Annotated in this window: 21 protein-coding genes; 4 read left to right on the forward strand and 17 right to left on the reverse strand. The window is 69.1% G+C overall.

Going from position 1 to position 24,860, the window contains the following annotated elements:
* Positions 1–97 precede the first annotated feature (97 nt).
* The 4 genes from BW949_RS07040 to trpA all read right to left on the reverse strand — a co-directional run bounded on the left by BW949_RS07040 (position 98) and on the right by trpA (position 7,581).
* The gene (locus BW949_RS07040; protein ID WP_076364403.1) at positions 98–3,727 is read right to left on the reverse strand and encodes a hypothetical protein; all 3,630 of its coding nucleotides are present in this window, start codon (positions 3,725–3,727) and stop codon (positions 98–100) included.
* Between the two features lie 215 nt (positions 3,728–3,942).
* On the reverse strand, positions 3,943–5,229 hold the full coding sequence (locus BW949_RS07045) for an O-acetylhomoserine aminocarboxypropyltransferase/cysteine synthase family protein (RefSeq protein WP_076364405.1): 1,287 nt from the start codon (positions 5,227–5,229) through the stop codon (positions 3,943–3,945).
* A 249-nt stretch (positions 5,230–5,478) separates the two neighbouring features.
* A complete protein-coding gene (locus BW949_RS07050) occupies positions 5,479–6,606 on the reverse strand; it encodes a hypothetical protein (protein WP_235816228.1) in 1,128 nt (375 codons plus the stop codon).
* Between the two features lie 183 nt (positions 6,607–6,789).
* Positions 6,790–7,581, reverse strand: a complete 792-nt coding sequence (gene trpA / locus BW949_RS07055) for a tryptophan synthase subunit alpha (RefSeq protein ID WP_076364407.1) — start codon at positions 7,579–7,581, stop codon at positions 6,790–6,792.
* Between the two features lie 191 nt (positions 7,582–7,772).
* Here trpA and ychF point away from each other — a divergent pair, with 191 nt between their 5' ends.
* The 4 genes from ychF to trpB all read left to right on the forward strand — a co-directional run bounded on the left by ychF (position 7,773) and on the right by trpB (position 12,330).
* Positions 7,773–8,870 carry a redox-regulated ATPase YchF gene (ychF, locus tag BW949_RS07060; protein WP_076364409.1) on the forward strand — a complete coding sequence of 366 codons (1,098 nt, stop codon included), beginning with the start codon at positions 7,773–7,775 and terminating at the stop codon, positions 8,868–8,870.
* A 908-nt stretch (positions 8,871–9,778) separates the two neighbouring features.
* Positions 9,779–10,420, forward strand: a complete 642-nt coding sequence (locus tag BW949_RS07065; RefSeq protein ID WP_076364411.1) for a hypothetical protein — start codon at positions 9,779–9,781, stop codon at positions 10,418–10,420.
* 164 nt (positions 10,421–10,584) lie between these two features.
* Positions 10,585–11,103: a SixA phosphatase family protein gene (locus tag BW949_RS07070; protein WP_076364413.1), complete on the forward strand. Its 519-nt coding sequence runs from the start codon at positions 10,585–10,587 to the stop codon at positions 11,101–11,103.
* 27 nt (positions 11,104–11,130) lie between these two features.
* Positions 11,131–12,330, forward strand: coding sequence for a tryptophan synthase subunit beta (trpB, locus tag BW949_RS07075; RefSeq protein ID WP_076364415.1), 1,200 nt, complete (start codon positions 11,131–11,133; stop codon positions 12,328–12,330).
* A gap of 110 nt (positions 12,331–12,440) precedes the next feature.
* Here trpB and BW949_RS07080 read toward each other — a convergent pair whose 3' ends face one another.
* The 13 genes from BW949_RS07080 to BW949_RS07140 form a co-directional block, all read right to left on the reverse strand.
* Entirely contained in the window at positions 12,441–12,809 is a 369-nt protein-coding gene (locus BW949_RS07080; RefSeq protein ID WP_076364417.1) for a 2Fe-2S iron-sulfur cluster-binding protein, read from the reverse strand.
* A 379-nt stretch (positions 12,810–13,188) separates the two neighbouring features.
* Positions 13,189–13,980 (reverse strand): amino acid ABC transporter ATP-binding protein, encoded by a 792-nt coding sequence (locus BW949_RS07085; protein ID WP_076364419.1) that lies wholly within the window; start codon positions 13,978–13,980, stop codon positions 13,189–13,191.
* A gap of 10 nt (positions 13,981–13,990) precedes the next feature.
* A complete protein-coding gene (locus BW949_RS07090) occupies positions 13,991–15,295 on the reverse strand; it encodes an amino acid ABC transporter permease (protein WP_076364421.1) in 1,305 nt (434 codons plus the stop codon).
* 1 nt (position 15,296) lies between these two features.
* Complete coding sequence (locus tag BW949_RS07095) at positions 15,297–16,550, reverse strand: amino acid ABC transporter permease (RefSeq protein ID WP_076364423.1); 1,254 nt, start codon at positions 16,548–16,550, stop codon at positions 15,297–15,299.
* Positions 16,551–16,687: 137 nt separating this feature from the next.
* Positions 16,688–17,704: an amino acid ABC transporter substrate-binding protein gene (locus BW949_RS07100; RefSeq protein ID WP_076364425.1), complete on the reverse strand. Its 1,017-nt coding sequence runs from the start codon at positions 17,702–17,704 to the stop codon at positions 16,688–16,690.
* Positions 17,705–17,966: 262 nt separating this feature from the next.
* Complete coding sequence (locus BW949_RS07105; RefSeq protein WP_076364427.1) at positions 17,967–18,680, reverse strand: ATP12 family chaperone protein; 714 nt, start codon at positions 18,678–18,680, stop codon at positions 17,967–17,969.
* Positions 18,677–19,393, reverse strand: coding sequence for an HAD-IA family hydrolase (locus BW949_RS07110; protein WP_076364429.1), 717 nt, complete (start codon positions 19,391–19,393; stop codon positions 18,677–18,679). The genes BW949_RS07105 and BW949_RS07110 overlap by 4 nt, the downstream gene beginning before the upstream one ends.
* Positions 19,394–19,425: 32 nt before the next feature.
* Positions 19,426–20,529 (reverse strand): RluA family pseudouridine synthase, encoded by a 1,104-nt coding sequence (locus tag BW949_RS07115; RefSeq protein WP_076364431.1) that lies wholly within the window; start codon positions 20,527–20,529, stop codon positions 19,426–19,428.
* 7 nt (positions 20,530–20,536) lie between these two features.
* Complete coding sequence (gene crcB / locus BW949_RS07120) at positions 20,537–20,914, reverse strand: fluoride efflux transporter CrcB (protein ID WP_076364433.1); 378 nt, start codon at positions 20,912–20,914, stop codon at positions 20,537–20,539.
* A gap of 117 nt (positions 20,915–21,031) precedes the next feature.
* Positions 21,032–22,393: a replication-associated recombination protein A gene (locus tag BW949_RS07125; RefSeq protein WP_076364435.1), complete on the reverse strand. Its 1,362-nt coding sequence runs from the start codon at positions 22,391–22,393 to the stop codon at positions 21,032–21,034.
* A 287-nt stretch (positions 22,394–22,680) separates the two neighbouring features.
* Positions 22,681–23,271: an acyl-homoserine-lactone synthase gene (locus tag BW949_RS07130; protein WP_076364437.1), complete on the reverse strand. Its 591-nt coding sequence runs from the start codon at positions 23,269–23,271 to the stop codon at positions 22,681–22,683.
* 67 nt (positions 23,272–23,338) lie between these two features.
* Complete coding sequence (locus BW949_RS07135) at positions 23,339–23,950, reverse strand: autoinducer binding domain-containing protein (RefSeq protein ID WP_076364439.1); 612 nt, start codon at positions 23,948–23,950, stop codon at positions 23,339–23,341.
* A gap of 134 nt (positions 23,951–24,084) precedes the next feature.
* Positions 24,085–24,549, reverse strand: coding sequence for a peroxiredoxin (locus BW949_RS07140; RefSeq protein WP_076364441.1), 465 nt, complete (start codon positions 24,547–24,549; stop codon positions 24,085–24,087).
* Positions 24,550–24,860 lie beyond the last annotated feature (311 nt).

A 24,860-nucleotide genomic window follows, 5' to 3' on the forward strand; every position in this document is an offset into this window, starting at 1 on the left:
TCGTAAACCGACGGCGATGAACCGGACGTGAACAACCGACGCGAAATCCGGCACTTGTCGGTGCCGTCGCCTGCCTTCACGCCGTCTGCGGAATGGTTCAGCCGCCCTCGAGAAGGCGCAGAACCACGGTGCGCCGGCCCTTCTGATAGCTCAGCTTGCCGTCGCCGATGGCCACGACCTTGCCGCCGTCCAGACTGTCGCCGACCTTGACCTTCACGAAGCGGCCGTTGGGCATGCGCACCAGCGCGCGCCGGTTCTGCGACGAGCCATAAAGCCCGATCAGGTTGATCTCGCCCAGGTCGATGCCGTTGCGCACCGTCGCTTGCCGCGCAACCGACGCCGAGGTCGGCACCTGCGGCGCCGCGCGCGTGGGTTCGGGTTCGTCGACATCCGCGCCGGCCGCAGCCGCCGGGGCCGCGGTGGCGAGCTGGGCGCGCTGACGGGCCACGGCGCTGGCAAAGCCCTGGGGCTTGTCGGGCGGCGCGGGCGAGCGTGCGACCGCCAGATCCGAGGTCGCCAGATCCGAGGCTGACCGGGCTTCGGCGCGGGCCGCTTCGGCGGCGCTGGCGGCTTCGGCGGTGGCCCGTGCGATGGCAGCGGCTGCGGCCTCGGCGGCGGCAGCTTCGCGGGCCGCGGCGGCGCGGCGTTCGATGTCGTCGGGACGTTCCCGCGGGCGCAGCATGCCCTGGGGCGGCGCCTGGATGTCTGCGGCGGGGGCGGTTTGCTCAGCGGCCCCCGCTTGGTCGGCCGCTTCGGTCTGCCCGACCGCTTCCGTCGGCGCGGCCGCTTCGCTCGGCGCTGCGGGCGTGTCGTCCGCCGCGGCGGCTGCGGCGGCGGCGATCTCTGCCGGTTTCGCCGGCGGGCGGAAGGACACCAGTTCCGGGTTCGGCGCCGCGGCATTGACCGCCTCGTTGACGATTATGGCCGGACGCGCGGGCGGGGTCAGCGGCGGACGCCCGGCAACCAGCCGGAAGGGCCCCGACGACGACAGCACCACGACCCCGTCGGCGGTGGGGGTCACCGTGCCGGGCGCGGGATAGGGGCGGGCGGTGGGCGCGTCGGCAGGGGCTTCGGTGGGCGCGGTTTCGGCCGGGCTTTCCGCCGGTGTCGCGGGGGCCGTGGCCGTTTCCGGCACGACCGGATCGGTCAGGGGCGGATCGGTCAGGGGCGGCAGCGTCGGCAGACCCGCCACGATCACCGGCGCGGCACTGTCGTCGGCGGCCGGAACATCGGGCGCGGGCGCCGCGGGGGCTGTTTCGGCGATGGGGGCGGGGCCTTCCCCAAGAGTGGGGGCCCCAGGCGCGGGGGGCCCAAGGGCGGGGGCGATGCCGGCAGGGTCATTCGGGGCGTCGGCGGCCATCTCCCGCGGCGTGTCGCCGGTGGCCGCGGGCGGGCTGTCGGCTTCGGGCGCGGGCAGGGTCGCGGCAACGGGATCGGAGCCGGGCGCGTCCTGCGGCGTGTCGATGACGGTCGACCACACCAGCACGATGGCGAAGAAGGCCAGAAGCCCGCCCGACAGCTTGAGCGCCAGAAGCGGATTGCGGGTCTTCTCGGCGCCGCTGGGCTGGCGTCGCCAGCCGAAGGGGCCGGTCGCAGGTTGGGTCGCGGCGGTCTTCGGCGGGCGCCGTCTGTCGGCGCCATCGCGCGGCGGGGCCGAGGCGGGCGGGGCGGCGCCCTTCCCGCGGCGCTCCGAGATCCGGCGCAGCTGAGCCTTTGCGCGCGCGCCGCCCTTGCGCCCCAGATCAAGGGCGATCTGCGCGCCCATGCCGGTGCCGCGCAGGAGGGTGAAGCGGGCCTGATCGGCGATCTTGCGCGCCGTCTCGCGCGCGGCGTCCAGCGCCGAGGGCTGCGGCGGCAGCGGCGCGCCAAAGCCCTGCGGGCTGCGCGGCTTGAGCGGCGGTAGCCGGCGCGGTTCGCTGCCCGCGCCATGACGTTGCAGCCGCGGAATGCCGTCCTGTGTGGCGGGCGCTGCGGGCGCGGAAGCGGCGCCTGGCTGCGGGGCGCCGGGCGGGGCATCGGCCTTTTCGGCGCCGGGCGGCAGCGGCTGTGCCTTGCCACCGGGGGCCGCCGGTGTGTCGGCAGCGGGCGCTGTCGGGGGCAGGTCCGTGGGCGGGGGCAGGTCCGTGGGCGGGGGCAGGTCCGTGGGCGAGGTCAGATCTGCGGGCGGGATCGTGCGTTCGGTCTCGGGCGCACGGCGCAGCCGGGGTTCGCTGCGCTCGGGGACTTGGCCTGCGGGCACCTTGAGCCGCGCTGCGGTTGGCCCCGCCCCGCGGTGCGGCGGGGCAGCTTCGGGCGCGCGCGCCTCGGGGGGCCGGGACAGGCGGCCGCTCTCCGAACCCGAGGGCCCGCGCGACAAGGGGGCTTTGGCGGCCGCCTGCGGGGCGTTCGTGTCCAGTTCGGGGGGCAGCGCGACAAAGCTGTCGGTGCCCTTGACCAGATCGCCGGTCTCGGGCCAGGGCGCCGGATCGGCCGGTGCCTCGGGCGATGGCGCGGGGGGCGGCAGCGGGGCGGCTTTCTCGGGCGCGGCCTCGGGGCTGTCCTCGACCGGCGCCGGGGGCTGTGCCCGCTGCTCGGCCTCCGGATCGGGATCAAGGCGGGTGTCGACTTGGGCGTCTTCGGCGACAACCGGCGGCGCGGTGTCGGATGGGCTGTCCGCCGCGGGCGGGGTGTCGAGCATTGCCTCGGGGGGCGCATCGGTGACGGCGATGTCTTCCGCGCGATCCTCGGGCGCTGGCGGCGGGGCAGGCTGCGCCGCTTCCGCAGCGGGCGGTTCGGCAGCGGTCGGTTCGACGGGGGCCGGGTCCAGCGGGGCAGGCGTGCGCGGCGGGGGCGCCTGCTCTGTGACGGCGGGCGCGTCCTGCGGGGCAGCTTCGTCCTGCGGGGCCGGCGGGTCTTGCGGGGCGGCGGTGGGCGCGGCGTCCTTGGGCGGGGCGATGTCTCCCGCCGGGTCCGTGATCGGCGCATCAGCGGGCGCGGGCGCGTCGGAGGCGATCTCCGTATCCCCGGCCTCCGTATCCGCGGTCTCCGTGTGTGCGGTCTCTTCGGAGAGAGGGCCCTGGGAAAGTGTCTCCTCGGGCGCCGTCTCCTCGGGCGCGATCTGCGTGGGCGCGATCTCCTCGGGTGCCATCTCCTCGGACGTGGCGTCTTCCGTCTGCGCGGCCTCTGCGGGCGCCGCACTCACCGGGGGCAGGCGCACGGGATCCTGGTCGCGTTCGTGGCGCGCGCCTTCGGGCAGATGCCGCGCGGCGCTGCGGGCCAGGCCGAAATAGGGCTCGGCGCCGAAACCGCCCGGATCGGGGATGGCGACGAAGGACACCGGGTTGAAGCCGAATTGCTCGGCGAATTCCTCGGCCTCGGCCAGTGTCTCGCGCGCGACCACCGCCACCTGCACCGTCTCGCCCGTGCCCGACCAGTCGAACACCAGATCCGATACGGCATAGGGCGTGCGCCCGTCCAGCGCCTCGGCGATCTGGCGGCGGCGCTGGGCGATGGTGGGGCCGGGGGCCTCGACCTTGGTATAGAGGATCTGGGAATTCGGGATGATGACCTTGGAGGTCATCGCCTTGGGCGACGCCGACTGGGCGGCGCGGCGCAGATCGGCGATCTTGTCGGCGAACTGCGGATCTTCCAGAGAGACCGTGCCGAGATCGTCCCACACCCCGCCCGGACGGCGGTGCAGGAGGCCGATCCCGTCATGCGAGAGATTGAGCGCGAAGGGCGGTTTCATGGGCGTCGGTCGGCTCTGTCAAGCGGGGCGGAGGGCGCGCGAACACGATCCCCCGCCGGCCCCACGGAAAATCGTGAAACCTTCGTAAATCAGAACGCCGTCGATGGAAAGAGAGCGTGACATTTGCCGCAGACGTGCCCGCGCCGTCCCGCCGATGGGCGCGGCGCCCGAAGGCCCGCCCCCGAGAGGGGCGGGGCCGGGCGCGCGGGCGCCGCTCAGGCCGAAGCCGCGGTCAGCGCCTGATCGAGATCGGCGATCAGATCGCCGGCATCCTCGAGCCCGATCGACAGGCGCAGCACCTCGGGGCCGGCGCCGGCGGCCGCCTGCTGTTCGGGGGTCAGTTGCCGGTGCGTGGTCGAGGCCGAATGGATCACCAGCGACCGCGTATCCCCCAGATTGGCCACATGGCTGAAGACCTTGAGGTTTTCCACCACCTTGACGCAGGCCTCATACCCGCCCTTGAGCGCCACGGTGAAGAGCGCGCCCGCCCCCTTGGGGCAGATCCGCGCGACCCGGTCGTGCCAGGGCGAGGCGGGCAGACCCGCCCAGGACACCGAGGCCACGCGCGGATCGGCGTCCAGCCATTCGGCCACGGCGCGGGCGTTCTCGACATGGCGGGCCATGCGCAGGCTCAGCGTCTCGATGCCCATCAGCGTGTAATGCGCCCCTTGCGGGTTCATCGTCATGCCCAGATCGCGCAGCCCCACGGCGATGGAATGGAAGGTGAAGGCCATCGGCCCCAGCGCCTTGTGGAAGCAAAGGCCGTGATAGGCGGGCTCGGGTTCGGACAGGCTGGGGAACTTGCCCGAGGCCGACCAGTCGAACTTGCCGCTGTCGGCAATCACCCCGCCCGTCACGGTGCCGTTGCCGGTCAGGTATTTGGTGGCCGAATGCACCACCAGCGTGGCGCCATGTTCGATCGGGCGGCAGAGATAGGGCGAGGCCAGCGTGTTGTCGACGATCAGCGGCAGACCCACCTTCTGCGCCACGGCCGCGACGGCCGGCAGGTCGGTGATCGACCCGCCCGGATTGGCGATCGATTCGCAGAAGATCGCGCGGGTGTTGTCGTCCACCGCCGCTTCCAGCGCGGCCAGATCATCGAAATCGACGAAGGTGCACGACCAGCCGAAGCGCTTGATGGTCTGGCTGAACTGGGTGATCGTGCCGCCATAGAGCCGGGTCGAGGCGACGATGTTCAGTCCCGGCCCCATCAGCGGGAACAGCGCCATGATCTGCGCGGCATGGCCCGACGAACAGCAGACCGCGCCCGCGCCCCCCTCGAGGGCGGCGATCCGCGCGGCCAGCGCCTGCACGGTGGGGTTGGTCAGCCGCGAATAGATGAAGCCCACCTCCTCGAGGTTGAAGAGCCGCGCGGCGTGATCGGCGTCTTTGAACACATAGGAGGTGGTCTGGTAGATCGGCACCTGACGCGCGCCGGTGGCCGGATCGGGCGCGGTGCCGGCGTGGATCTGAAGGGTGTCGAAACCGTGCTCGGTGCTCATGCTGCCTCCGCGGATTGATGGTGCGGAACCCTAGCGCGACCGGCATGGGGGGCGCAACATGGGCGCGGTGGCGCCCTGTTCGCCCTGGCCCCGGCCTGCGCGACCGGCGTTTCGCCCCCCGCGCGGGCGGGCAAACGGAATTCGCGCAAGGGGCGCGTGCCGGGGTATTTGTCCCGATCTGGTGCCGGATCGTCGCAGGCGGGCCATGTCTGGGGGGCCATGTCTGGGGCGGCGTGTCTGGGGGGGGGCTCAGCGCAGCCACAGCCCCATGCGGCGGATGGTGTTGCGGATGACATGTTCGCGCGCGGGCAGCCGGTCGCGGTCGAAGGCTGCGCGGATCTTCTGCCCCTTGCCCTGATAGACCAGCTTGCGCATCGCCTCGCTCTCGCGCAGGAAGCGCTTGCGCCGGTTGGGGGCGGCCACGGCCTCGAGCACGGCGACCGCGCGGTCGCTCTCGCGCGCATAGAGCAGCGGCAGCGTGCGGTAATGGCAGGTCAGATCGCCGTCGAGCCCGTCAAGCTCGGGCCCCGGCCGCCCGCCGCCAAGGGCATGGATCACCAGCGGCAGCGCGATCTGGTCAAGCCAGGGGTCAAGGCTCTGGCAGGCCAGTTCGTCGGGGGTCTCGTCGCGGATCACTCGGGCATATTCGGCAAAGCGCGCGCCAAACGCCCGCGGGTCGCGGCCAAAGAACCAGCCGGCGTTGAAATAGAGATAGCGCGCCCAGAATTCGTCGGGCTGCGAAAGGTCGAGCGTGGTCTCGAAACCTTCCAGCCCGAAACGGTCATAGAGCGCCTTCCAGATTTCAGTATAGCCGGGGCCATAGAGCGGCGGCTCGGGCCAGCTGCCTTCGCGCCGCATCGAGGCCGCGGGGCGGTCGAAGTCGAAGCGCGCCTGCGCCAGCGGGCCCAGGAACAGCGTATCGGTGTCGAAGAAGACGAAGGGCGCGTCGGGCAGCGCGGCCAGCATCTCGATCTTGTTGCCGTGCGGATAGCTTTCCCCGAAGAGATGGTTCTCGAAGGGCACGATCTGCGCGCCCTCGGCCTCGAGCCAGTCGCGGATATCGCCGGGAAGACGCGGGTCGGTCGACCAGCGGGGGCCGGGCTGGGGTTCGGCGATCAGCACCTGGCCGGGGAAATCGGGGTTCGTCTCGCGGAAGGAGGCCACGAACAGGATCGACTCGAGCGCCAGCCGCCCCGCCTGCGCCACGCAGACGACATTATAGGCGGCGCCGCCCCCGTGCCGGGGCGCCGGGGCCCCATCGGGGGCGGGGGGCGCCGCCTTGGCGGGCGTTTTCTTTCCGGTTTTCGCGGGCTTGGCCCCTGCGGCCTTGTCGTCTGTGCTGTCACCGCCTGTCGCGGTGTCGGGCGCTTTCGGCATCGGTTCGTCTCTGCTTTCCCGCCGCGGTTGCGGCCCTGTCCCCACCGGGGCGACTATAGGCAGGAACGCAAGAGGGGTGAAGACGCCGGTTTCCGGATGCGCGGAGGGGGCAGGAACCAAGCCCGCCCTTGTGCGCGAGCGTTGCAACGGTTTTCGCGGATGCGCGGGGGGGGGGGCGCCGCGTCAGGCGGAATGCGCCCCGGCCGCCAGTGCGGCGATCTGGGTCAGGATCTCGGGCACGGGGCGGCCCTCGCCCACCAGCTTGACGATGGCCGACCCCACCACGCAGCCGTCGGCAACCGACGCGATGGTGCGCGCGGCGTCCGGTGTGGTGATGCCGAAGCCCACGATCACCGGCAGATCGGTTGCGGCCTTGATGCGGGCGACCTCGGGGCCGACCTCGCCGGCCTGCGCCGCCTGCCCGCCGGTGATCCCGGTCACCGAGACGTAATAGACAAAGCCCGACGTGTTCTGGAGCACGCGCGGCAGGCGCTTGTCATCGGTGGTGGGGGTGGCCAGGCGGATGAAGTTCAGCCCCGCCGCCCGCGCCGGAATGCACAATTCGGCGTCTTCCTCGGGGGGCAGGTCCACCACGATCAGCCCGTCGATCCCGGCTTCGCGCGCGTCCTGAAGAAAGCGGTCCACGCCGCGGTTGTAGATCGGGTTGTAATAGCCCATCAGCACGATCGGCGTGGTGGTGTCGGTCTCGCGGAAGGCCCGCGCCATGTCGAGCGTCTTCTGAAGCGTCTGCCCGCCATCGAGCGCGCGTTGTCCGGCCGCCTGGATCGTCGGGCCATCGGCCATCGGGTCGGTGAAGGGCAGGCCCAGTTCGATCACGTCGACGCCCGCACCCGGCATCCCCTTCATCAGCTCGAGCGAGGTCTCGAGATCTGGGTCGCCCGCCATGATATAGGCCACGAAAGCCTTCTTCCCTTCGGCTTTCAGGGCAGCGAATTTGGCGTCGATGCGAGTCATGGCGTCCCCTTCGGATACTCGTTCCGGGTTTGCTTGATGGGGCGGGGAAAATCAATGGGGGCTTTGCCCCCGCCCGCCGTCCACGCGCCCGCCTTCCCCTGATTGCGCCCCGATTGCCCCGCCCCCGCAGCCCCAGCTTGCGGAATGGCGCATTGCTGCCTATGAGGGGCGCGGAAACGAAGGAGCGTGTCATGGGCTTTCGCATGGGCATCGTCGGTCTGCCGAACGTGGGCAAGTCGACGCTTTTCAACGCGCTGACGCGCACCGCCGCGGCGCAGGCGGCGAATTTCCCCTTCTGCACCATCGAGCCCAACGTGGGCGAGGTGGCCGTGCCCGATCCGCGGCTGGACAAGCTGGCCGAGATCGCGGGCAGCAAGCAGATCATCCCCACGCGCATGACCTTCGTCGATATCGCCGGTCTGGTGAAGGGCGCCTCGAAGGGCGAGGGGCTGGGCAACCAGTTCCTGGCCAATATCCGCGAGGTGGACGCCATCGCTCATGTGCTGCGCTGCTTCGAGGATGGCGACATCACCCATGTCGAGGGCCGCATCGACCCGCTGGCCGATGCCGAGACCATCGAGACCGAGCTGATGATCGCGGATCTGGAATCGATCGAGCGGCGTCTGGCCAACCTGGTGCGCAAGGTGCGCGGCGGCGACAAGGAGGCGGTCGAGCAGGAGCGCCTGCTCAAGGCCGCGCAGGCCGCGCTTGAGGACGGGCGCCCCGCGCGCACCGTCCCCGTCTCCGAGGACGACCGCAAGGCCTGGAACATGCTCCAGCTTCTGACCGCCAAGCCGGTGCTCTATGTCTGCAACGTCGAGGAAGCGGCCGCGGCGACCGGCAATGCCCAATCCGCCCGCGTGGCCGAGATGGCCGAAGCGCAAGGCGCGGGGATCGTGGTGATCTCGGCCCGGATCGAGGAAGAGATCAGCCAGCTCGACCCCGAGGAAGCCGAGATGTTCCTGGGCGAGATGGGCCTCGAGGAAGCGGGTCTCGACCGTCTGATCCGCGCCGGCCACGACCTGCTGGGCCTTCAGACCTATTTCACCGTGGGGCCCAAGGAAGCCCGCGCCTGGACCATCCGCAAGGGCACGGCCGCGCCTCAGGCCGCCGGCGTGATCCACGGCGATTTCGAACGCGGCTTCATCCGCGCCGAGACCATCGCCTATGCCGATTACGTGGCCGGCGGCGGCGAGGCCGGCGCGCGCGAGGCCGGCAAGCTGCGCGTCGAGGGCAAGTCCTACATCGTGCAGGACGGCGACGTTCTGCATTTCCTGTTCAACGCCTGACCCCGCGCGGGCCTGCACCATCCGGCCGGCGCGGCAAGGTGTCCGTCGCCGGCACGCAACCTGCGCGCGATCTTGATGCCTGCTGCACGCCCCGGCAGGATGCGGGGCATGTCGATCTTTGCCACCGAATTTCGTCTGGACCCCGTCTGCGACCCCGTCCTTTTCGTCGAGGAGGTGCTGATCTGGCTGCGCGGCGTGCGCGGTAGCCGCATTCTGGATGGCGCCGAGATCGTGCCGGGCGCCGATGCCGCGCTTGCGCATCCCTCGGGCGAGAGCTTGCAACTGCGGGGCCTGGGTGCGGGCGCCGATTGGGAAGCCGTCGGTTTTCGCCATGACATTCCCGATGTCAGGGCCCCGGGCCGCGCCTGGCGCACCGAGGGTGTTCTCTGTCGCACGCCCACGGGGCCGCTCTTGCGCATCCGCTGCCAGAGCCTGGCCACCGAGGGTCTTGTCGCGCTGGAGCGGCCGCTCCGGACGCATCTGGTGCGCTCGCTGATCGAGAACGGACGTGTGCTGGCCGACGGGCTGCTGGAGGTGCGTCAGGGGGCGCATGCGCTGCGCCACGACGCCGAGGGGCTGGACCTGGCCGAGATGATCTTTCGTGGCGAGGCCACCGAGACCCTGCCCGTTCTCTACGTGTCCTGCGAAGCCGATACCCGCCATGCGATCCCGCCCGCGCATGCCGAGCAGCTGGCGAAGGATCTGGCTGGGGTGGCCCATGTGGTGCTCGAACCCGCGCGCGGGTTCTCCTTTGATCTCCGCGACCGGGTCGGGGGGCGCAATGCCTATGGTGGCGTGTTGGGGCTGGTCATTCCGGGGCGCAGGGGCTGCGCCGACGTATCTTTCCGGGCTGGGCGCTGCCCACCTGGGGGGCGCTGGCCGAGGCCGCCTTCGAGGCCCGCAGCGAGATGGCGGCGCAAGGCTGGAGCTGGCTCGAACTGCAGGAGGCCTGCCTTCAGGCCGAACGGCGCCGTCTGGGACAGGCCGAGACCGCCGCGCTCTATGAAGAGGAGCTGGCGGCCAAGGACGAGAAGATCGCCGAGATCGCACTTGAACGCGACGAGGCCCGCGAGGCCTTGTCTGAAATGCGCGAGGCCGCCGCGCACCGCCCCGAGGGGATCCTCGACGCCGCCTTCCTGGAACGTCTCGGCCCCGAGATGTGGCCCGGCGAGATGACCGACCGGCTGCGCGCGGCGATTGCCTATTGGCTGGAGCATGCCGAGGATGAGGGCTGGGACAGCCGCTCCCGCGCGGTTCTGCGGCAGATGCACGAGAAGTCCCAGGTTTCGTCTGGCCTGCGCGAGTTGCGCGCAGACCTGTCAGCGGCGGTGCGCGATCGCAACCGCCTGTCGCAGACCGTCCAGCGCCTGCTCGAACGCCACGGCTTCGCGGCGGGCCAGACCGGCAAGCACCCCAAGCTGAGCCCGCGCGCGGGCTTCGCGGGGCTGGTGCCCATCACGGTGATGAGCACCCCCGGCGATCGGCGCGGCCAGGATAACCTGCGCCACCAGATCGAGAACGCGCTGGGGTTGAAACGGCTGGATGACTGAGCTTCACGGTTGATCCCCCTCCCCTGGGCCGCGGGCGGCCTTGACCGGCGCGCATTGCTGGCCTTTCGGATTTCCCTAGCTGCGGCAACCGTTTGTCTTGCCGCCGCTGTCGGGGCTGTGGCAGGCTCGCGTCATCTTTCGCCGTCACACGAGGCACATTTCTCATGATTCCTGCTGGTCATCGCCGTCTGATCCTGACGCGTCACGCCAAGTCGTCCTGGGACGACCCGCTGATGGAGGACCGCGACCGGCCGCTGAACGCGCGCGGCCGCCGCGCCGCGCATGAGCTGGGCGACTGGATCGCCTCGCGCGGGCATGACCCCGAGGAGGTGATCTGCTCGAGCGCGACGCGCACCCGCGAGACCTGGGAAGGCGTGGCCTCGGCCGTGCTCGAGGTGCGCCCCCAGGTGCGCTTCGAGGCGGCGCTCTATCAGGCGGGGCCGGATGTGATGATGCAGGTGCTCAAGGGCGCCACCGGGGCCTCGGTCATGATGATCGGCCACAACCCCGGCATTGCCGAATTCGCCGCCATGCTGCCCGCGCGCGCGCCCGCCGATCCCGATTTCGCGCGCTATCCCACCTGCGCCACGCTGGTCGTCGATTTCCAGATCGACAGCTGGGCCGATCTGACGCCGGGGCAGGGCAGCGTGATGGATTTCTTCCGCCCCGACGGGCGGCGCTGAGGCATTCCACCGACAGGAGAGGGGACAATGGGCTATCTCAAATCGACGCCCGATGCGAACGGCTTTTTCGGCGAATATGGCGGGGCCGAGCTGCCGCCGCCGCTGGTGCCGCATTTCCGCGAGATCCACGAGGCCTATCTGCGCATCTCGCATTCGGCCGAATTCATTCGTGACCTGCGCTACATCCGCAAGCATTACCAGGGCCGGCCGACCCCGGTCAGCTATCTCAAGAACCTGTCCGACGATTGCGGCGGGGCGCAGATCTATGCCAAGCGCGAGGATCTGAACCACACCGGCGCGCACAAGCTCAACCATTGCATGGCCGAGGCGCTTTTGGCGAAATTCATGGGCAAGACCAAGCTCATGGCCGAGACCGGCGCGGGGCAGCACGGCGTGGCGCTGGCCACGGCGGCGGCCTATTTCGACATGGAATGCGAAATCCACATGGGCGAGATCGACATCGCCAAGGAGGCCCCGAACGTCACCCGGATGAAGCTTCTGGGGGCGAATGTGGTGCCGGTGTCCTTTGGCGGGCGCTCGCTCAAGGAGGCGGTGGACAGCTGCTTCCAGAGCTATGTCGCCCAGGCCGAGACCGCGCTTTTCGCCATCGGCTCGGTGGTGGGGCCGCATCCGTTCCCGATGATGGTGCGCGACTTCCAGCATGTCGTGGGGGTCGAGGCGCGCGAGCAATTCCTCGAGATGACCGGCCAGCTGCCCGACATGGTGGCCGCCTGCGTCGGCGGGGGCTCGAACGCGATGGGGATCTTCTCGGGCTTCATCGAGGATGACGTGGCCCTTTACGGGGTCGAGCCGCTGGGCACCTCGTCGAACCTGGGCGATCACGCCGCCTCGATCACCTATGGCGAGGATGGCGATATCCACGGTTTCCGCACGCTGGTGCTGAAGGATGCCGAGGGCAATCCCGCGCCGGTGCATACCGTGGCCTCGGGGCTGGATTATCCGGGCGTCGGTCCCGAACATGCGCATCTGCACAAGACCGGCCGCGTTACCTACACCACCGCCGACGACAAGGAAGCGCTCGATGCCTTCTATCGGCTGTCGCGGCGCGAGGGGATCATCCCGGCGCTGGAAAGCGCGCATGCGGTGGCTTTCGCGCTGCGCGAGGCGCGCGCCAATCCCGGCAAGTCGATCCTGATCAACCTGTCGGGGCGGGGCGACAAGGACATCGACTTCGTGACCGAGACCTACGGCTTCGGCACCGACTGACGACTGACATCATAGCCCGCCGCCCTGCGGGGCGCGCGGGGGTGCCGTGAGAATGAAAATCGGGGCCGGCGCGGGATGCGCCGGCCCCCTTGCCTTGCCCGAGACGCCGCTTACGCGCCGCCCGGTTCGCCGGTGAAGGAAACGGTCACATCCTCGTCGCGGGCAATGAACTGGCAGGCCAGACGATGCTTGGGCGGCATGTCGCGCACCTCGGCATCCTCGATTTCCTGCGCGGTCAGCTTGCCCAGCTCCTTCAGCCTGGACTTTTCCTTCTCGGTCAGGTGGATCCCGTTCTTTTCAGTGGGATCGGCATAGGTCACTTCGATCAGGCACGAACCGCAATTGCCATCCTTGCATTCGAAGGGGATCGGGATCTTGTGTTCCTCGGCCAGCGCCAGGATCGTCTTGGTGTCGCCGGCAACGGCGTAGACGGTCTTTTCCCCATGCAGCAGGGGCGAGGAAAACGTCACTTTTGCCATGTCAGTAGTCCCTTTTCGTCCGCCCCTTTCTTCAGGTCCGGGCAGCGGGGCGGAGATACCCGGCAGGAAACGCCCCGGACCGGAACGTTCCACCCCCCGGCCAAGCAAGAACCATGCCACGGAACCGCCCGCGCGCGCCCGTCGCGGCAAGGGGGCCGGGCCGCCGTTCGGGGCGCTGAAGGGGGCGGGAACAGGGGCCTGTCGGGCCTGTGGGGCCCGCGCGCCGTGGACGGGCGGGGGCGTCGCATGTCGGAAACCCGACAGGATGTGACGGGTGGACAGGGCCGCAGGGCGGCGCGCCCATGGGAAAGGGCGCGGCGATCGCCCGCCGCGCCCCGTCATGCCGTTTTCCGCGAAAGGGGCACGCGGCCCCCGGCGCTCAATGTCCCAGGATCTGGCTCAGGAACAGCTTGGTGCGCTCGGATTGCGGGTTGTTGAAGAAGTCATGCGGGTTGTTCTGCTCGACGATCTGGCCCTGGTCCATGAAGATCACCCGGTTCGCCACGGCCTGGGCAAAGCCCATTTCGTGGGTCACGCAGAGCATGGTCATGCCTTCCTCGGCCAGCTCGATCATCGTGTCGAGCACCTCCTTGATCATCTCGGGATCAAGCGCCGAGGTGGGCTCGTCGAAAAGCATGATCCGGGGTTTCATGCACAAGCTGCGCGCGATCGCCACGCGCTGCTGCTGGCCGCCCGAAAGCTGGCCGGGATACTTCAGGGCCTGCTCGGGGATCTTGACCTTCTCGAGGAAATGCATCGCGGTTTCCTCGGCTTCCTTCCTGGGCACCTTGCGCACCCAGATCGGCGCCAGGGTGCAATTCTCGAGGATGGTCAGATGCGGAAAGAGGTTGAAGTGCTGGAACACCATCCCGACCTCGGAGCGCACCTTGTCGATGTTCTTGAGATCCGAGGTCAGCTCGACGCCATCCACGATGATCTGGCCGGCCTGATGTTCCTCGAGCCGGTTGATGCAGCGGATCATCGTCGATTTCCCCGACCCCGAAGGCCCGGCGATGACGATGCGTTCGCCCCGGTTCACGGTCAGGTTGATGTCACGCAGGACGTGGAACTGACCATACCACTTGTTCATGTTGCTGATCTGGATGGCGATCTCGTCGGCCACCTGCATGTGGCTGCGGTCGATGGCGCGGTCGAATTGGGGTTGGGACATGACAGGCTCCCTAGCGGTGATCGCGCTTGAGCTTTTGCTCAAGATACATGGCGTAGCGCGACATCGAGAAGTTGAAGAGGAAGAAGATGCAGCCCACGAAGATGTAGGGCTCCCAGTAGATGCCCTTCCAGGCGAAGTCGGCGCGGACGAAATCCGAGATCCCCTTCAGCGGGTCGAACAGACCCACGAAGACGACCAGCGTCGTGTCCTTGAACATGCCGATGAAGGTCGAGACGATGCCCGGGATCGAGATCTTGAGCGCCTGGGGCAGGATGATGAGACGCTGCGCCTTCCAGTAGTCGAGGCCCAGCGCATCGGCGGCCTCGTATTGCCCGCGGGGCAGGGCCGAGAGCGCGCCGCGCACGACCTCGGCGATATAGGCCGCGGCGAAGAAGGTCACCAGGATCTCGACCCGCAGGATGATGTCGAAATTGGTGCCCGGCGGCAGGAAATAGTTCAGCAGCAGCGACGCCACGAACAGCAGCGTGATCAGCGGCACGCCGCGGATGAACTCGATGAAGCCGATGCAGAGCGCGCGGATCAGGAACATGTCCGACCGCCGCCCCAGCGCCAGCAGCACCCCCATCGGCAGCGACAGCGCAATGGCGCCCACGCCGACGGTGACGGCCAGCAGGAAGCCCCCGAACTGGTCCGAGCTGACCTCGGGCAGGCCGATCGGCAGCATCGCCGCCAGCGCATGTTCGAGCGGCGCGGCCGGGACGACCCAGAACAGCGCCGCCGCCAGCGTGCCCAGCGAGATCGCGCCCAGGCTGCCGAAGCGGGCGCCCAGCATGAAGCCCAGCGCGCCGATGCCGAAGCCCGCCGCGATCATCACCTCGGGCCAGATCGTGCCGCCCCACAGCAGCCACAGCGCCAGCAGCGGATAGGCCAGCGTGAACCACAGAAGTTTGCGCGGCACCGACGAGAAGAGCACCGGCGCGATGGCCACGAACAAAAGCGCAAAGACCGTGATCGGGCGCCAGATGTGCTCCCAGGGGTAGAAGCCGAACAGATATTGGTGCCAGCGGTCGCGGATCACCGCCCAGCAGGCGCCGGTGGCGTCGGGGCCCCAGCGCTCGGCGATGATCGCGCGGCATTCGCCCAGCGAGTCGGCCGCCCAGACCGAATGCATGAGCCAGGGGGCGGAATGCGACACCAGCCAGTAGACGATGAAGACCCCGGCAAACGTCAGAACCACGTTCAGCGGGCTCGAGAACAGGTTGGCGCGCAGCCAGTGCAGGACGCCCGCCTCGCTGGCCGGCGCGGGTTCGGCCGGCAGCATCTCGTGGCGGACAAAGGGCGCAATCTCGGCCATCTCAGCGCTCCTTCAGCTTCACGGCATTGTTGTAGACGTTCATCACCCCCGAGATCCCCAGGCTGATCGCCAGATAGAGGCCCATCATCAGCAAGATGGCCTCCAGCTCGCGGCCGGTCTGGTTCAGCGTGATGCCGCCCAGCGTGCCGCGCAGGTCCATGTAGCCCACGGCGATGGCCAGCGACGAGTTCTTGGTCAGGTTCAGGAATTGCGAGATCAGCGGCGGGATGATGACCCGCAGCGCCTGCGGCAGGATCACGAGGCTCATGATCCGGCCCGGCCGCAGCCCCAGCGCCGCGGCGGCCTCGGTCTGGCCCTTCGAGATGGCCATGATGCCCGCGCGCACGATCTCGGCGACAAAGGCGCCGGTATAGAGCGACAGCGCCAGCCACAGCACGACCAGCGCGTTCGTCACCTTGATCCCGCCCTGGAAGTTGAAGCGGTTGAAGGCCGGCACGTCCAGATGGAAGCCCTGCGCCCAGAGCACCGCCATCCACGGCAGCGTCAGCAACAGAAGCGTTGCCCACCAGGTGCTGGGCCGCGTGCCCGTGGCCTCCTGGATGCGGGTGGCGCGCGCCTTCAGCCGGGAATTGAGGAACAGCCCCCCCGCCAGCGCCACGAGGGCCGACCAGAGCGGCCCCGCAAGGCCCAGAATACCGGGCAGCGGGTTCGAGAACAGCACGCCCGGAATGGCGGTGTAGCGGTTGGTCAGCGCCACCGTGTCGAAGAACAGCATCGAGGCGGCGGCCTCGCCCGTGGCCGGATTGACCCGGAAGGCGTTGGGAACCGGCATCACCTCGGTGAAGATCGCATAGATGACCAGGATCCACAGCAGCAGCGGCACGTTGCGGAAGACCTCGACGTAAAGGGTCATCAGCCGCGCCACCAGCCAGTTCGAGGACAGCCGCAGCACGCCCACGAAGATGCCGATCACCGTGGCCGCGACGCAGCCCAGGAACGACACCAGCAGCGTGTTCAGCAGCCCCACCAGCATCGCGCGGAAATGCGTGCTGTCGTTGGTGTAGGGGATCAGGGTCTGGCCGATGTCATAGCCGGCCCGGTTCCACAGGAACCCGAAGTTGAAATCCTTGCCCAGAACCTTGAGGTTCTGGATCGTGTTATCCACCAGCCAGGCGGCGCCGGCCATGAACAACATGAAGACCACGACCTGAATGGTCAGGGATCGATAGCGCGTATCATAAATGAGCTGGCTCAGCCGAAACGTCTGTTTCGGCGGCATGTCGACATCGGTCATGCCGGTTTCCCCTGAAGTCGGACACTGGCGGTTATGTCCGCCTTTTCGGGGTCTTTTGCGCCCCTCTCGTCCGGATTATCGGTATGGTTGAACGGCAAGGGGCGCGCCGTGATGCGCGCCCCCGCCCGTGGTCGATCTTACCGGAAGGGCGGCGCGTAGAGCAGGCCGCCCTGGGTCCATTGCGCGTTCAGGCCGCGCGCCAGGCCGATCGGGGTCTGTTCGCCGATGTTGGCGGCGAAGATCTCGCCGTAGTTGCCGCCCGCCGCGATGGCGCGCTTGGCCCATTCCTTGTCGAGGCCGATCATCGCGCCCAGATCGCCTTCGGTGCCCAGCAGGCGGTTGACCTCGGGGTTCTGGGTGCCTTTCGACAGTTCCTCGATATTGGCCGAGGTCACGCCGTATTCCTCGGCCGCGACCAGCGCGTTGAGGGTCCAGCGCACGATGTCGCCCCATTCGTTGTCGCCATGGCGCACGACCGGGCCCAGCGGCTCCTTCGAGATGATTTCCGGAAGGATGATGTGGTTTTCCGGGTCGGCGAAGGCGGCACGGGTGGCGGCCAGGCCCGAGGCGTCGGTGGTGTAGGCGTCACAGGCGCCGGCCAGGTATTGCTGTTCGCCTTCCGCGTTGGTGTCGATCGCGATCGGCTGATAGCTCATGTTGTTGGCTTTGAAGAAGTCGGCCAGGTTCAGCTCGGTGGTGGTGCCGGTCTGGATGCAGACGGTGGCGCCGTCCAGTTCCTTGGCCGAGCTCACGCCCAGATCCCTGCGGACCATGAAGCCCTGGCCGTCGTAATAGTTCACGCCGGCGAAATCGAGCTTGAGGTCGGTGTCGCGGGTGAAGGTCCAGGTCGAGTTGCGGACCAGAAGGTCGATCTCGCCCGAGGCCAGCGCGGTGAAGCGGGTCTGGCCGGTGGTGGGGACGTATTTCACCTTGGAGGAATCGCCCAGAACGGCCGCGGCAACGGCCTTGCAGATGGCGACGTCGAAGCCCGCCCAGTTGCCGTTGGCATCGGGGGCGGCAAAGCCCACCAGGCCGGTGTTGACGCCGCAGTTCAGTTCACCGCGCGCCTTCACGTCGTCGAGCGTGGCGGCCGCAGCGGCGCCCGCGACGAAACTCGCAACCGTCAGCGCGCCAAGAAAAACGGATTTCTTCATGCTTACCTCTTCCTGAGTTGCCGCCCTGATCGGAGCGGTTCTGCGTGATTTCCTCGACCCGTCCGGAGCCGAATGATCCCGTGGAGTTGATCTCCAACGGGGCGGAGTGTGGGCCAATTACAAGAAGTCCGTCAAGGGACCAATCGGGCCATTCACCCTATCGTTGCGCAGCGTTTGTGCGTTTGCACAAACTTTGCGCGCCCGCTTGCGGGGCGGTCCGGGCCTTGGCCCAATGCGGCGGGATGTGTTGGGGACGGCGCGCTCAGCCCCGGTTCAGCAGCTGCCAGAATCGTTCCGCATCAAGAAGCGCGGCGCGGCGGATCCGGGCGGTCTCGCGGGCTTCCTCGTCCTCGCCCCATTGCGCGATCTGCCATTCCTCGTCGATTCGGGACAGATCCCAGGCGGCAGCGGCATCGAGACGGCCGCGGGTGACCGCAAGCCCCAGCACCAGCGACCCGGTGATCCCCACAAGATCATGCAGCGCGGCCAGGCCGAAATCCGTAAACCCCGCGACCCTGCCGGCCAGCGCCGCCAGCGCCGGCTCGGGCTGGTCGTGGTGCATCACCCCCGCGGTGGCCTGAAGCGGCGCGTCAAGCTCCACCGCCGCCCAGTCGAGCAGCGGATCCCAGGCCTCGGCCTGGCGCACGACCAGCTCGTCGGGGGTCTTGGCGCGATAACACAGAAGGTCGGTCGCGCCATATTCGGCGATCAGGGCCGCGACCTCGGCGCGCTGGGTGGCCACCTTGTCCAGCGCGGAATTGGCGCTGCGGGTGACGGGCATGGTGTGGGGGCGGATCTCGTCGTCCTGGGCCTGCCATTCGTCGCAGATGGCCTCGGCCAGCGCGCGGCTGGGCACGATCAGCGCGGTCTTGGCCGGGGTCTTCACCGGGCGGCCGTCCAGATGCACGGTAAAGCCCTTGGGCGCCGCAACGACGCTTGCCTCCGTCCAGAACCGTTTCGCCTTCCAGCCGCTCATCTCTCGTCGTCTCCTGCGTCCTGCATCATGCCCTGCGCCATGTCCCGCGCCATCTCGGCCAGCGCCGCCTCGAGCGCGGCAAAGTCGTTCACGATCTGGTCGGGCCCGGCCGCTTCCAGCGCCGCAACCGGGTGATAGCCCCAGCTCACGGCGATGGTGCGCATGCCGGCGGCGCGCCCCATCTCGATGTCGAAGGTGGTGTCGCCGATCATCACGCCGTTCTCGGGTGCGACCCCCGCCGCCGCCAGTGCCGCCAGCGCCATTGCCGGATGCGGCTTCGAGGGGTGGTCGTCGGCCACCTGTCGGGTCACGAAAAAGCGTTCCAGATCATGGTATTCCAGAAGGTGGTCCAGACCGCGGCGCGATTTGCCGGTGGCCACGCCCAAAAGCCACGCGCCCCCCGCATCGAGCCGTGCCAGCGTCTGGGCCGCGCCCGCGAACAGGGGCGCCGGCGCCGATTGGCGCTGGGTGAAATAGGCCTGGCGGTAGGCGTCGAAGATGGTCTGCTGCACTTCGGGGCCGGCCTCGGGCGCCAGCCGCGCGATGGCCACGGGCAGCGACAGCCCGACGATGCGCCGGATCGCCTCGGCCTCGGGGGCGGGCAGGCCGGCGGCGGCAAAGGCGCCGGTCATTGCGGCGCAGATATGCTCCTGACTGTCCGAGAGCGTGCCGTCCACATCAAAGAGGGCCAGCCGCAGGGGCGCATCTTTCATCGGTCTTTCCTTCGTCCTGGCCGGGCCGCCTCTCAGGCATCCTCGAAGGGGTCTTCGGGGGCGTCTTCCGCGCGCCAGCCCAGCGTCTTCCAGGTCCGCTCCATATGCGCGGGAAGCGGCGCGACAAAGGTCATCGTCGCGCGGGTGATCGGGTGGGTGATGCGGATCGAGCGGGCGTGCAGGTGCAGCTTGCGGCTGATCTCGCCGCCCAGTTGCGCGCCCCAGCCGTCGCCCAGGTTCTCCTGCCCCGAGCCGCCGTATTTGCCGTCGCCCACGATCGGGTGGCCGATCTCGGCCATATGGGCGCGCAGCTGGTGCGTGCGCCCGGTGATCGGCACCAGCGCCACCCAGGCGGCGCGCGTGCCCAGCGCCTCGATCACCGCATAATCCGAGGTGGCGCGCTTGGCGCCTTCGGTCTCGGGCACGCGGGCGGGGGGGATGCACAGCATCTTCTCGCCCTCGCCGCCGCGCCCGCGGCCGGGCGCCTTGACCAGCCCGAAGCGGATCGTGCCCATGCGCGGACTGGGCACGCCGGCGCAGGCCGCCCAATAGATCTTGCGGGTCGTGCGTTCACGGAAGGCCTCGGTCAGGGCCCGTGCCACGCGGTCGGTGCGCGCCAGCAGCAGCACCCCCGAGGTGTCCTTGTCCAGCCGGTGCACCAGCTTGGGGCGGTCCTTGTAGCCGAACTTGAGCGCCTCGGTCAGCCCGTCGACATGCCGGTCGCCCTGGCCCGAGCCGCCCTGGCTGGGCAGCCCCGGCGGCTTGTTCAACACGATGATGTGCTGATCCTTCCACAGGACCGCTTCCTGGATCATGCGCGCATCGGCCTGCGAGGGCGCCGAGGTGGCGCGGCCCCGCGGCGCGCCCGCATCGGGCGCCGGTGCCGGCAGCGGCGGCAGGCGCAGCGTCGCCCCGGCCGTCAGGCGCTGGGCGGGCTTGACCCGGCCGCCATCCAGCCGGATCTGGCCGGTGCGGCACAGCTTCTCGATCTGGATCTGGCTCAGATGCGGGATTTCCTTGCGCAGCCAGCGGTCCAGCCGCATGTCGGCGGCCTCGGCCGGGATCTCGATCTGGCGGACCTCGCTCTTTTGCGGGGGGCGCTCTTGCGGGGGGGTGTTCCGGGGATCAAGGGTCATCTTCGCCTCAGCCAAGGGTCGCACGCATCAGCGACATGCCGCCGAACAGCGCCGCCAGCGACAGGCCCACGGACAGCACGACATAGACGCCCGCCTGCATCGCCGCGCCGCGTTCGTAAAGCGTGATCGCATCGAGCGAGAAGGCCGAGAAGGTGGTGAAGCCGCCCAGGACGCCGGTCATCAGGAAGGGGGCGAAACGCATGCCCCCCTTGTGCGCCAGAAGGACGACCAGCGCCCCCATCAGCGCCGAGCCCAGCACGTTCACGATCATCGTGGCCAGGGGAAAGCCCGGCCCCACGAGACGCATCGTGGCAACCGAGACAAGATAGCGGCCGCTGGCACCCAGCGCACCGCCTGCGGCAACGAAAAGCAGGTCGGGTTTCATGCCCTTTCCCTGAGCCTGCGGCCCGCGGATGTCAATCTCGCTTTGATCGGGCGCGCCGTGAGTCGGGGGTGCCGTGATCGGGCGCGCCGCGATCGGGGGCGGGGCCGTGAGCGGGGCTCAGTCGCCCGCGGGGGGCTTGGTGCCCGAAAGCCGGGCGCGGGCGCGCGCGAACCAGTCCACGCGCTTTTGCAGCTCGCGTTCGAAGCCGCGCGCGACCGGCTGATAGAAGACCGGGCGCTTCATGCCGTCGGGGAAATAGTTCTGCCCCGAGAAGCCGTCCTCGGTGTCGTGGTCGTATTGATAGCCCGCGCCATAGCCCTGATCCTCCATCAGCGCGGTGGGGGCGTTCAGGATATGCTTGGGCGGCGGTTTCGAGCCCGACCGGCGCGCGGCCTCGCGCGCGGCCTTCCAGCCGACATAGCCCGCGTTCGTCTTTGGCGCGAGCGCCAGATAGATGACGGCCTGTGCCAGCGCCAGATCGCCCTCGGGGCTGCCCAGGCGTTCATAGGTCTCCCAGGCGTGCAGGCAGATGCTCTGCGCCTGCGGATCGGCCAGCGCGATATCCTCGACCGCCATGCGCAACATGCGCCGGGCGATATAGCGCGGATCCTCGCCGCCCTCGATCATCCGCGCCAGCCAATAGAGCGCGGCATCGGGGTCCGAGCCGCGCACCGATTTGTGCAGCGCCGATATGAGGTTGTAATGGCCGTCGCCGGATTTGTCGTAATTGGCCGCGCGCCGCATCAGCCGGGTGGACAGGCCGCGCGTGTCAAGCGGGCGCGTCAGCCGCCAGCCGTCCACCTGCTCGACCAGGTTGAGAAGCGCGCGCCCGTCGCCATCGGCCATCTCGAGAAGCGCCTCGCGGGCGGGGCCATCAAGCGGCAGCGCGCGCCCCAGCGCCTGTTCGGCGCGCTGGGCCAGCCGCTCCAGATCGGCCAGCGACAGCCGTTCCAGAACGATCACCTGCGCCCGCGACAGAAGCGCTGCGTTCAGCTCGAAGCTGGGGTTTTCCGTGGTGGCGCCGACCAGGACAATGGTGCCGTCTTCCATATGCGGCAGGAAACTGTCCTGCTGGGCGCGGTTGAAGCGGTGGATCTCGTCGACGAACAGAAGCGTGCCGCGCCCCTGTCCGTGGCGCAGCCGGGCGGCCTCGAAGACCTTGCGCAGGTCCGCGACACCGGTGAAGATCGCCGAGATCTGCACGAAGGCGCGGTCCGAGGCATCGGCCAGAAGCCGCGCGATCGTGGTCTTGCCCACCCCCGGCGGCCCCCACAGCACCAGCGACGACAGCGTGCCGGCCGCCAGCATCGCCCCGAGCGGGCCATCGGGGCCCAGAACCTGCTCCTGACCCACCACTTCGGCCAGCGCGCGCGGCCGGATGCGGTCGGCCAGCGGCCGCGGCGCTTCGGGGGGCGCCTCGGGCGTGGCCGCGGAGGCACCGGAGCCGGGGTCGGGAGGGGTGTCGAACAGATCCGCCATGCGCGCCAGAATAGGGCCGCGCGGCGGGGCGGAAAAGGGGGGGGCGCGACAGCGGCGGCCCGAGAGGCACCCCAGGATGCGGCCCCGTGGCGCCCCAGTGGTGGCCCCGGTGGCGACCCCGTGGCGGGAAAGGGCCCCCCGCAAGGGGCCCCTTCGAATGCGGGATGTCGTGCCGGAGGCCCCGCCCGATGGCGTGGACCGTCCCGCGCAATCGCCCGAAGGCGCGCTTGCGCGGCGGGCTCTCGGGGGCGCGCTCTGGCGGCCCCCTCCGGCCGGCAGGGCGCGGGTCAATGCAGGTTCTGGCTGAAATCCATGGCCACGACCTGATTGTTGACGCCCTCGATCTCCATGACGGGACCCATCGCCTTCATGGAGACGCCCACGCGCCCGGCCCAGCGCGGCCAATTGGCGTTCAGCAGCGTCAGGCAGGTGGTCGCGCCCAGCTGCCGAGCCGCGGCGCCCAGCTCGTGGACCAGCCGCGCATGCACCTTGCGCCGTTCGGCCATGGGCACGTCATGGGCGACGAACAGCCGCGAGCTTTCCCAGACCGTCTCGGCCACGGGCGCCTCGTCATAAAGAAGGGTCGAGGGGATCGTGTCCAGAAGCCCGCGCTGGGCGTCGCGGATCATGTAGGAATAGATCCCGCAGCGGGTCGTGGTCGGGGTCAAGCGGTTGCCCGCCAGCACCCGCCCGGTGCCATCATGCACGACAACCCAGCGGCTGGCGGGGGTGTCATACTGGTCGTATTCCATGCCCATGGCCTCGGGCAGGTTCCACTTGTTATGGACGATGAACAATTCACGCCGGGCGCGCAACATGTTGGCGAACAACTCGCCGTGGTTGTGAAGGTTGGCGAAGGAAAGGGTCGTGGTCTGCATGACAGCCTCCTGCAGGTTGGTGGTGAAACGGAACCGTGCGGGAGGGGGATCTTCGGTCAGGCCGGGGTCAGATCAGACGGGCGTCCTTTGCCCGCTGGATGGCCTCGGCCGTCGTGCGTGCCATCAGACGCCGCCGCGCCGAAGTCAGCCGCGCCTTGAGAGCGCTTTCGGAAATGCCGAGCTTGGCCGCGGCGGCGGCATGGCGGTCGCCTCCCGCGATGCAACGAAGCGCCTCGATCTGGGCGCGTGTCAACTCGCCCGGAGGCTCGGTCATCTCGTGCAGGCGCCGGATGATCTTCTCGGCCTTCTCGATCTCCTCGTCGAGGAATTCGCGGTCGTCGCGCGCCAGCGACGCGATCGTGCGCGAATGGATATGTCCGCAGGCGATGGTGACGCCATAGGTCAGCCCGAATCGCGCCGCTTCCTCGAAGATGCCGAAGGGGTCGGGCAGGGCCTCGTCGCTCCAGCGGATCCAGCCGGTGGTGGAAAACCCCCAGGCCGTCGCGGGGTCGCGCAGCACATAGGCGTTTTCGGAATAATGGTCGGTCCAGGCCTGATCATAGGTCTGGAAGAAGAACAGGGGCGACGTGAAACGGATATGGAGACCGACGAAATAGCCTTTCTGGGCATATCGCGTCAGCTTGCGCAGCTCGAGGTCTATCGCAGCGGGCGTGGTCATGCCTTTTTAGACAAGTTGTCGCGCCTTTGGTCAAGCGCGCCGTTGGCCGCGCGAAAAGGGCCGCCCAAGCGATGCAAGGCGGCAACGCTTGGGCGGGGCTTGTGTCCGGGCGCCGATGCGGCGCGCGCGGGGGGTCAGAGATCGCGGGCGGCGGCCAGAACCTCCTCGGCGTGGCCCTTGACCTTCACCTTGCGCCAGATCTGCGCAATGCGCCCGTCGGCGCCGATCAGGAAGGTCGTGCGTTCGATCCCCATCGAGCTGCGGCCATACATCTTCTTTTCCACCCAGACGCCGTAGCGTTCGCAGGTGTCGCCTTCGGCATCCGACAGCAGGGGAATGCCAAGACCATGCTTGGCGCAGAATTTCTCGTGCTTGTCCAGCGTATCGCGCGAAATCCCCAGCACGGTGGTGCCGGCGGCGTCGAATTCGGCGGCCAGGCGGGTGAAATCCAGCGCCTCGGTGGTGCAGCCGGGGGTGTCGTCGCGGGGGTAGAAATACAGCACGACCTTGCGGCCGGACAGCGACGCAAGCGAAAGGGTGTCGTCCCCGCCAGTGACGGGCAAGGTGAAGTCGGGCGCGGTTTCGCCGATCTCGGGCATCCGGGTCTCCTTGGCGCAGTGTCAGGCTTTACGTTTTAGGGCAGAGCGCGCAAAGTCAATGCAGCCTCCGAATGGACCCGCCCGGATGCGATCCGGCGGCAGAAGGGCCCGAGGCAAGATGAATGGGCAAGACCAGGGGGCAATGCAGGGGCGGTGTGCCGGCCTTGCGTGGCGCCCCCCCAAGGCGGTGATCGGCGCGCGCGGTGTCTCTTGCGCAGCGCGGCGTCTCAGGCGGGAACAGGCAGGCCGGTCATGAACGGCAGGGCAGACGACAGCGATCCTTCGCGGCCGCCTCTCGGGGAACGACCGGC

It is taken from the genome of Phaeovulum vinaykumarii, from assembly GCF_900156695.1.
In the GTDB taxonomy this organism is placed as follows: domain Bacteria; phylum Pseudomonadota; class Alphaproteobacteria; order Rhodobacterales; family Rhodobacteraceae; genus Bieblia_A; species Bieblia_A vinaykumarii.

Coding starts and splice junctions, on each gene's coding strand:
- BW949_RS07040 (WP_076364403.1), bottom strand. CDS start 3,727: ATGAAACCGCCCTTCGCGCTCAATCTCTCGCATGACGGGATCGGCCTC.
- BW949_RS07045 (WP_076364405.1), bottom strand. CDS start 5,229: ATGAGCACCGAGCACGGTTTCGACACCCTTCAGATCCACGCCGGCACC.
- BW949_RS07050 (WP_235816228.1), bottom strand. CDS start 6,606: ATGCCGAAAGCGCCCGACACCGCGACAGGCGGTGACAGCACAGACGAC.
- trpA (WP_076364407.1), bottom strand. CDS start 7,581: ATGACTCGCATCGACGCCAAATTCGCTGCCCTGAAAGCCGAAGGGAAG.
- ychF (WP_076364409.1), top strand. CDS start 7,773: ATGGGCTTTCGCATGGGCATCGTCGGTCTGCCGAACGTGGGCAAGTCG.
- BW949_RS07065 (WP_076364411.1), top strand. CDS start 9,779: ATGGCGGCGCAAGGCTGGAGCTGGCTCGAACTGCAGGAGGCCTGCCTT.
- BW949_RS07070 (WP_076364413.1), top strand. CDS start 10,585: ATGATTCCTGCTGGTCATCGCCGTCTGATCCTGACGCGTCACGCCAAG.
- trpB (WP_076364415.1), top strand. CDS start 11,131: ATGGGCTATCTCAAATCGACGCCCGATGCGAACGGCTTTTTCGGCGAA.
- BW949_RS07080 (WP_076364417.1), bottom strand. CDS start 12,809: ATGGCAAAAGTGACGTTTTCCTCGCCCCTGCTGCATGGGGAAAAGACC.
- BW949_RS07085 (WP_076364419.1), bottom strand. CDS start 13,980: ATGTCCCAACCCCAATTCGACCGCGCCATCGACCGCAGCCACATGCAG.
- BW949_RS07090 (WP_076364421.1), bottom strand. CDS start 15,295: ATGGCCGAGATTGCGCCCTTTGTCCGCCACGAGATGCTGCCGGCCGAA.
- BW949_RS07095 (WP_076364423.1), bottom strand. CDS start 16,550: ATGACCGATGTCGACATGCCGCCGAAACAGACGTTTCGGCTGAGCCAG.
- BW949_RS07100 (WP_076364425.1), bottom strand. CDS start 17,704: ATGAAGAAATCCGTTTTTCTTGGCGCGCTGACGGTTGCGAGTTTCGTC.
- BW949_RS07105 (WP_076364427.1), bottom strand. CDS start 18,680: ATGAGCGGCTGGAAGGCGAAACGGTTCTGGACGGAGGCAAGCGTCGTT.
- BW949_RS07110 (WP_076364429.1), bottom strand. CDS start 19,393: ATGAAAGATGCGCCCCTGCGGCTGGCCCTCTTTGATGTGGACGGCACG.
- BW949_RS07115 (WP_076364431.1), bottom strand. CDS start 20,529: ATGACCCTTGATCCCCGGAACACCCCCCCGCAAGAGCGCCCCCCGCAA.
- crcB (WP_076364433.1), bottom strand. CDS start 20,914: ATGAAACCCGACCTGCTTTTCGTTGCCGCAGGCGGTGCGCTGGGTGCC.
- BW949_RS07125 (WP_076364435.1), bottom strand. CDS start 22,393: ATGGCGGATCTGTTCGACACCCCTCCCGACCCCGGCTCCGGTGCCTCC.
- BW949_RS07130 (WP_076364437.1), bottom strand. CDS start 23,271: ATGCAGACCACGACCCTTTCCTTCGCCAACCTTCACAACCACGGCGAG.
- BW949_RS07135 (WP_076364439.1), bottom strand. CDS start 23,950: ATGACCACGCCCGCTGCGATAGACCTCGAGCTGCGCAAGCTGACGCGA.
- BW949_RS07140 (WP_076364441.1), bottom strand. CDS start 24,549: ATGCCCGAGATCGGCGAAACCGCGCCCGACTTCACCTTGCCCGTCACT.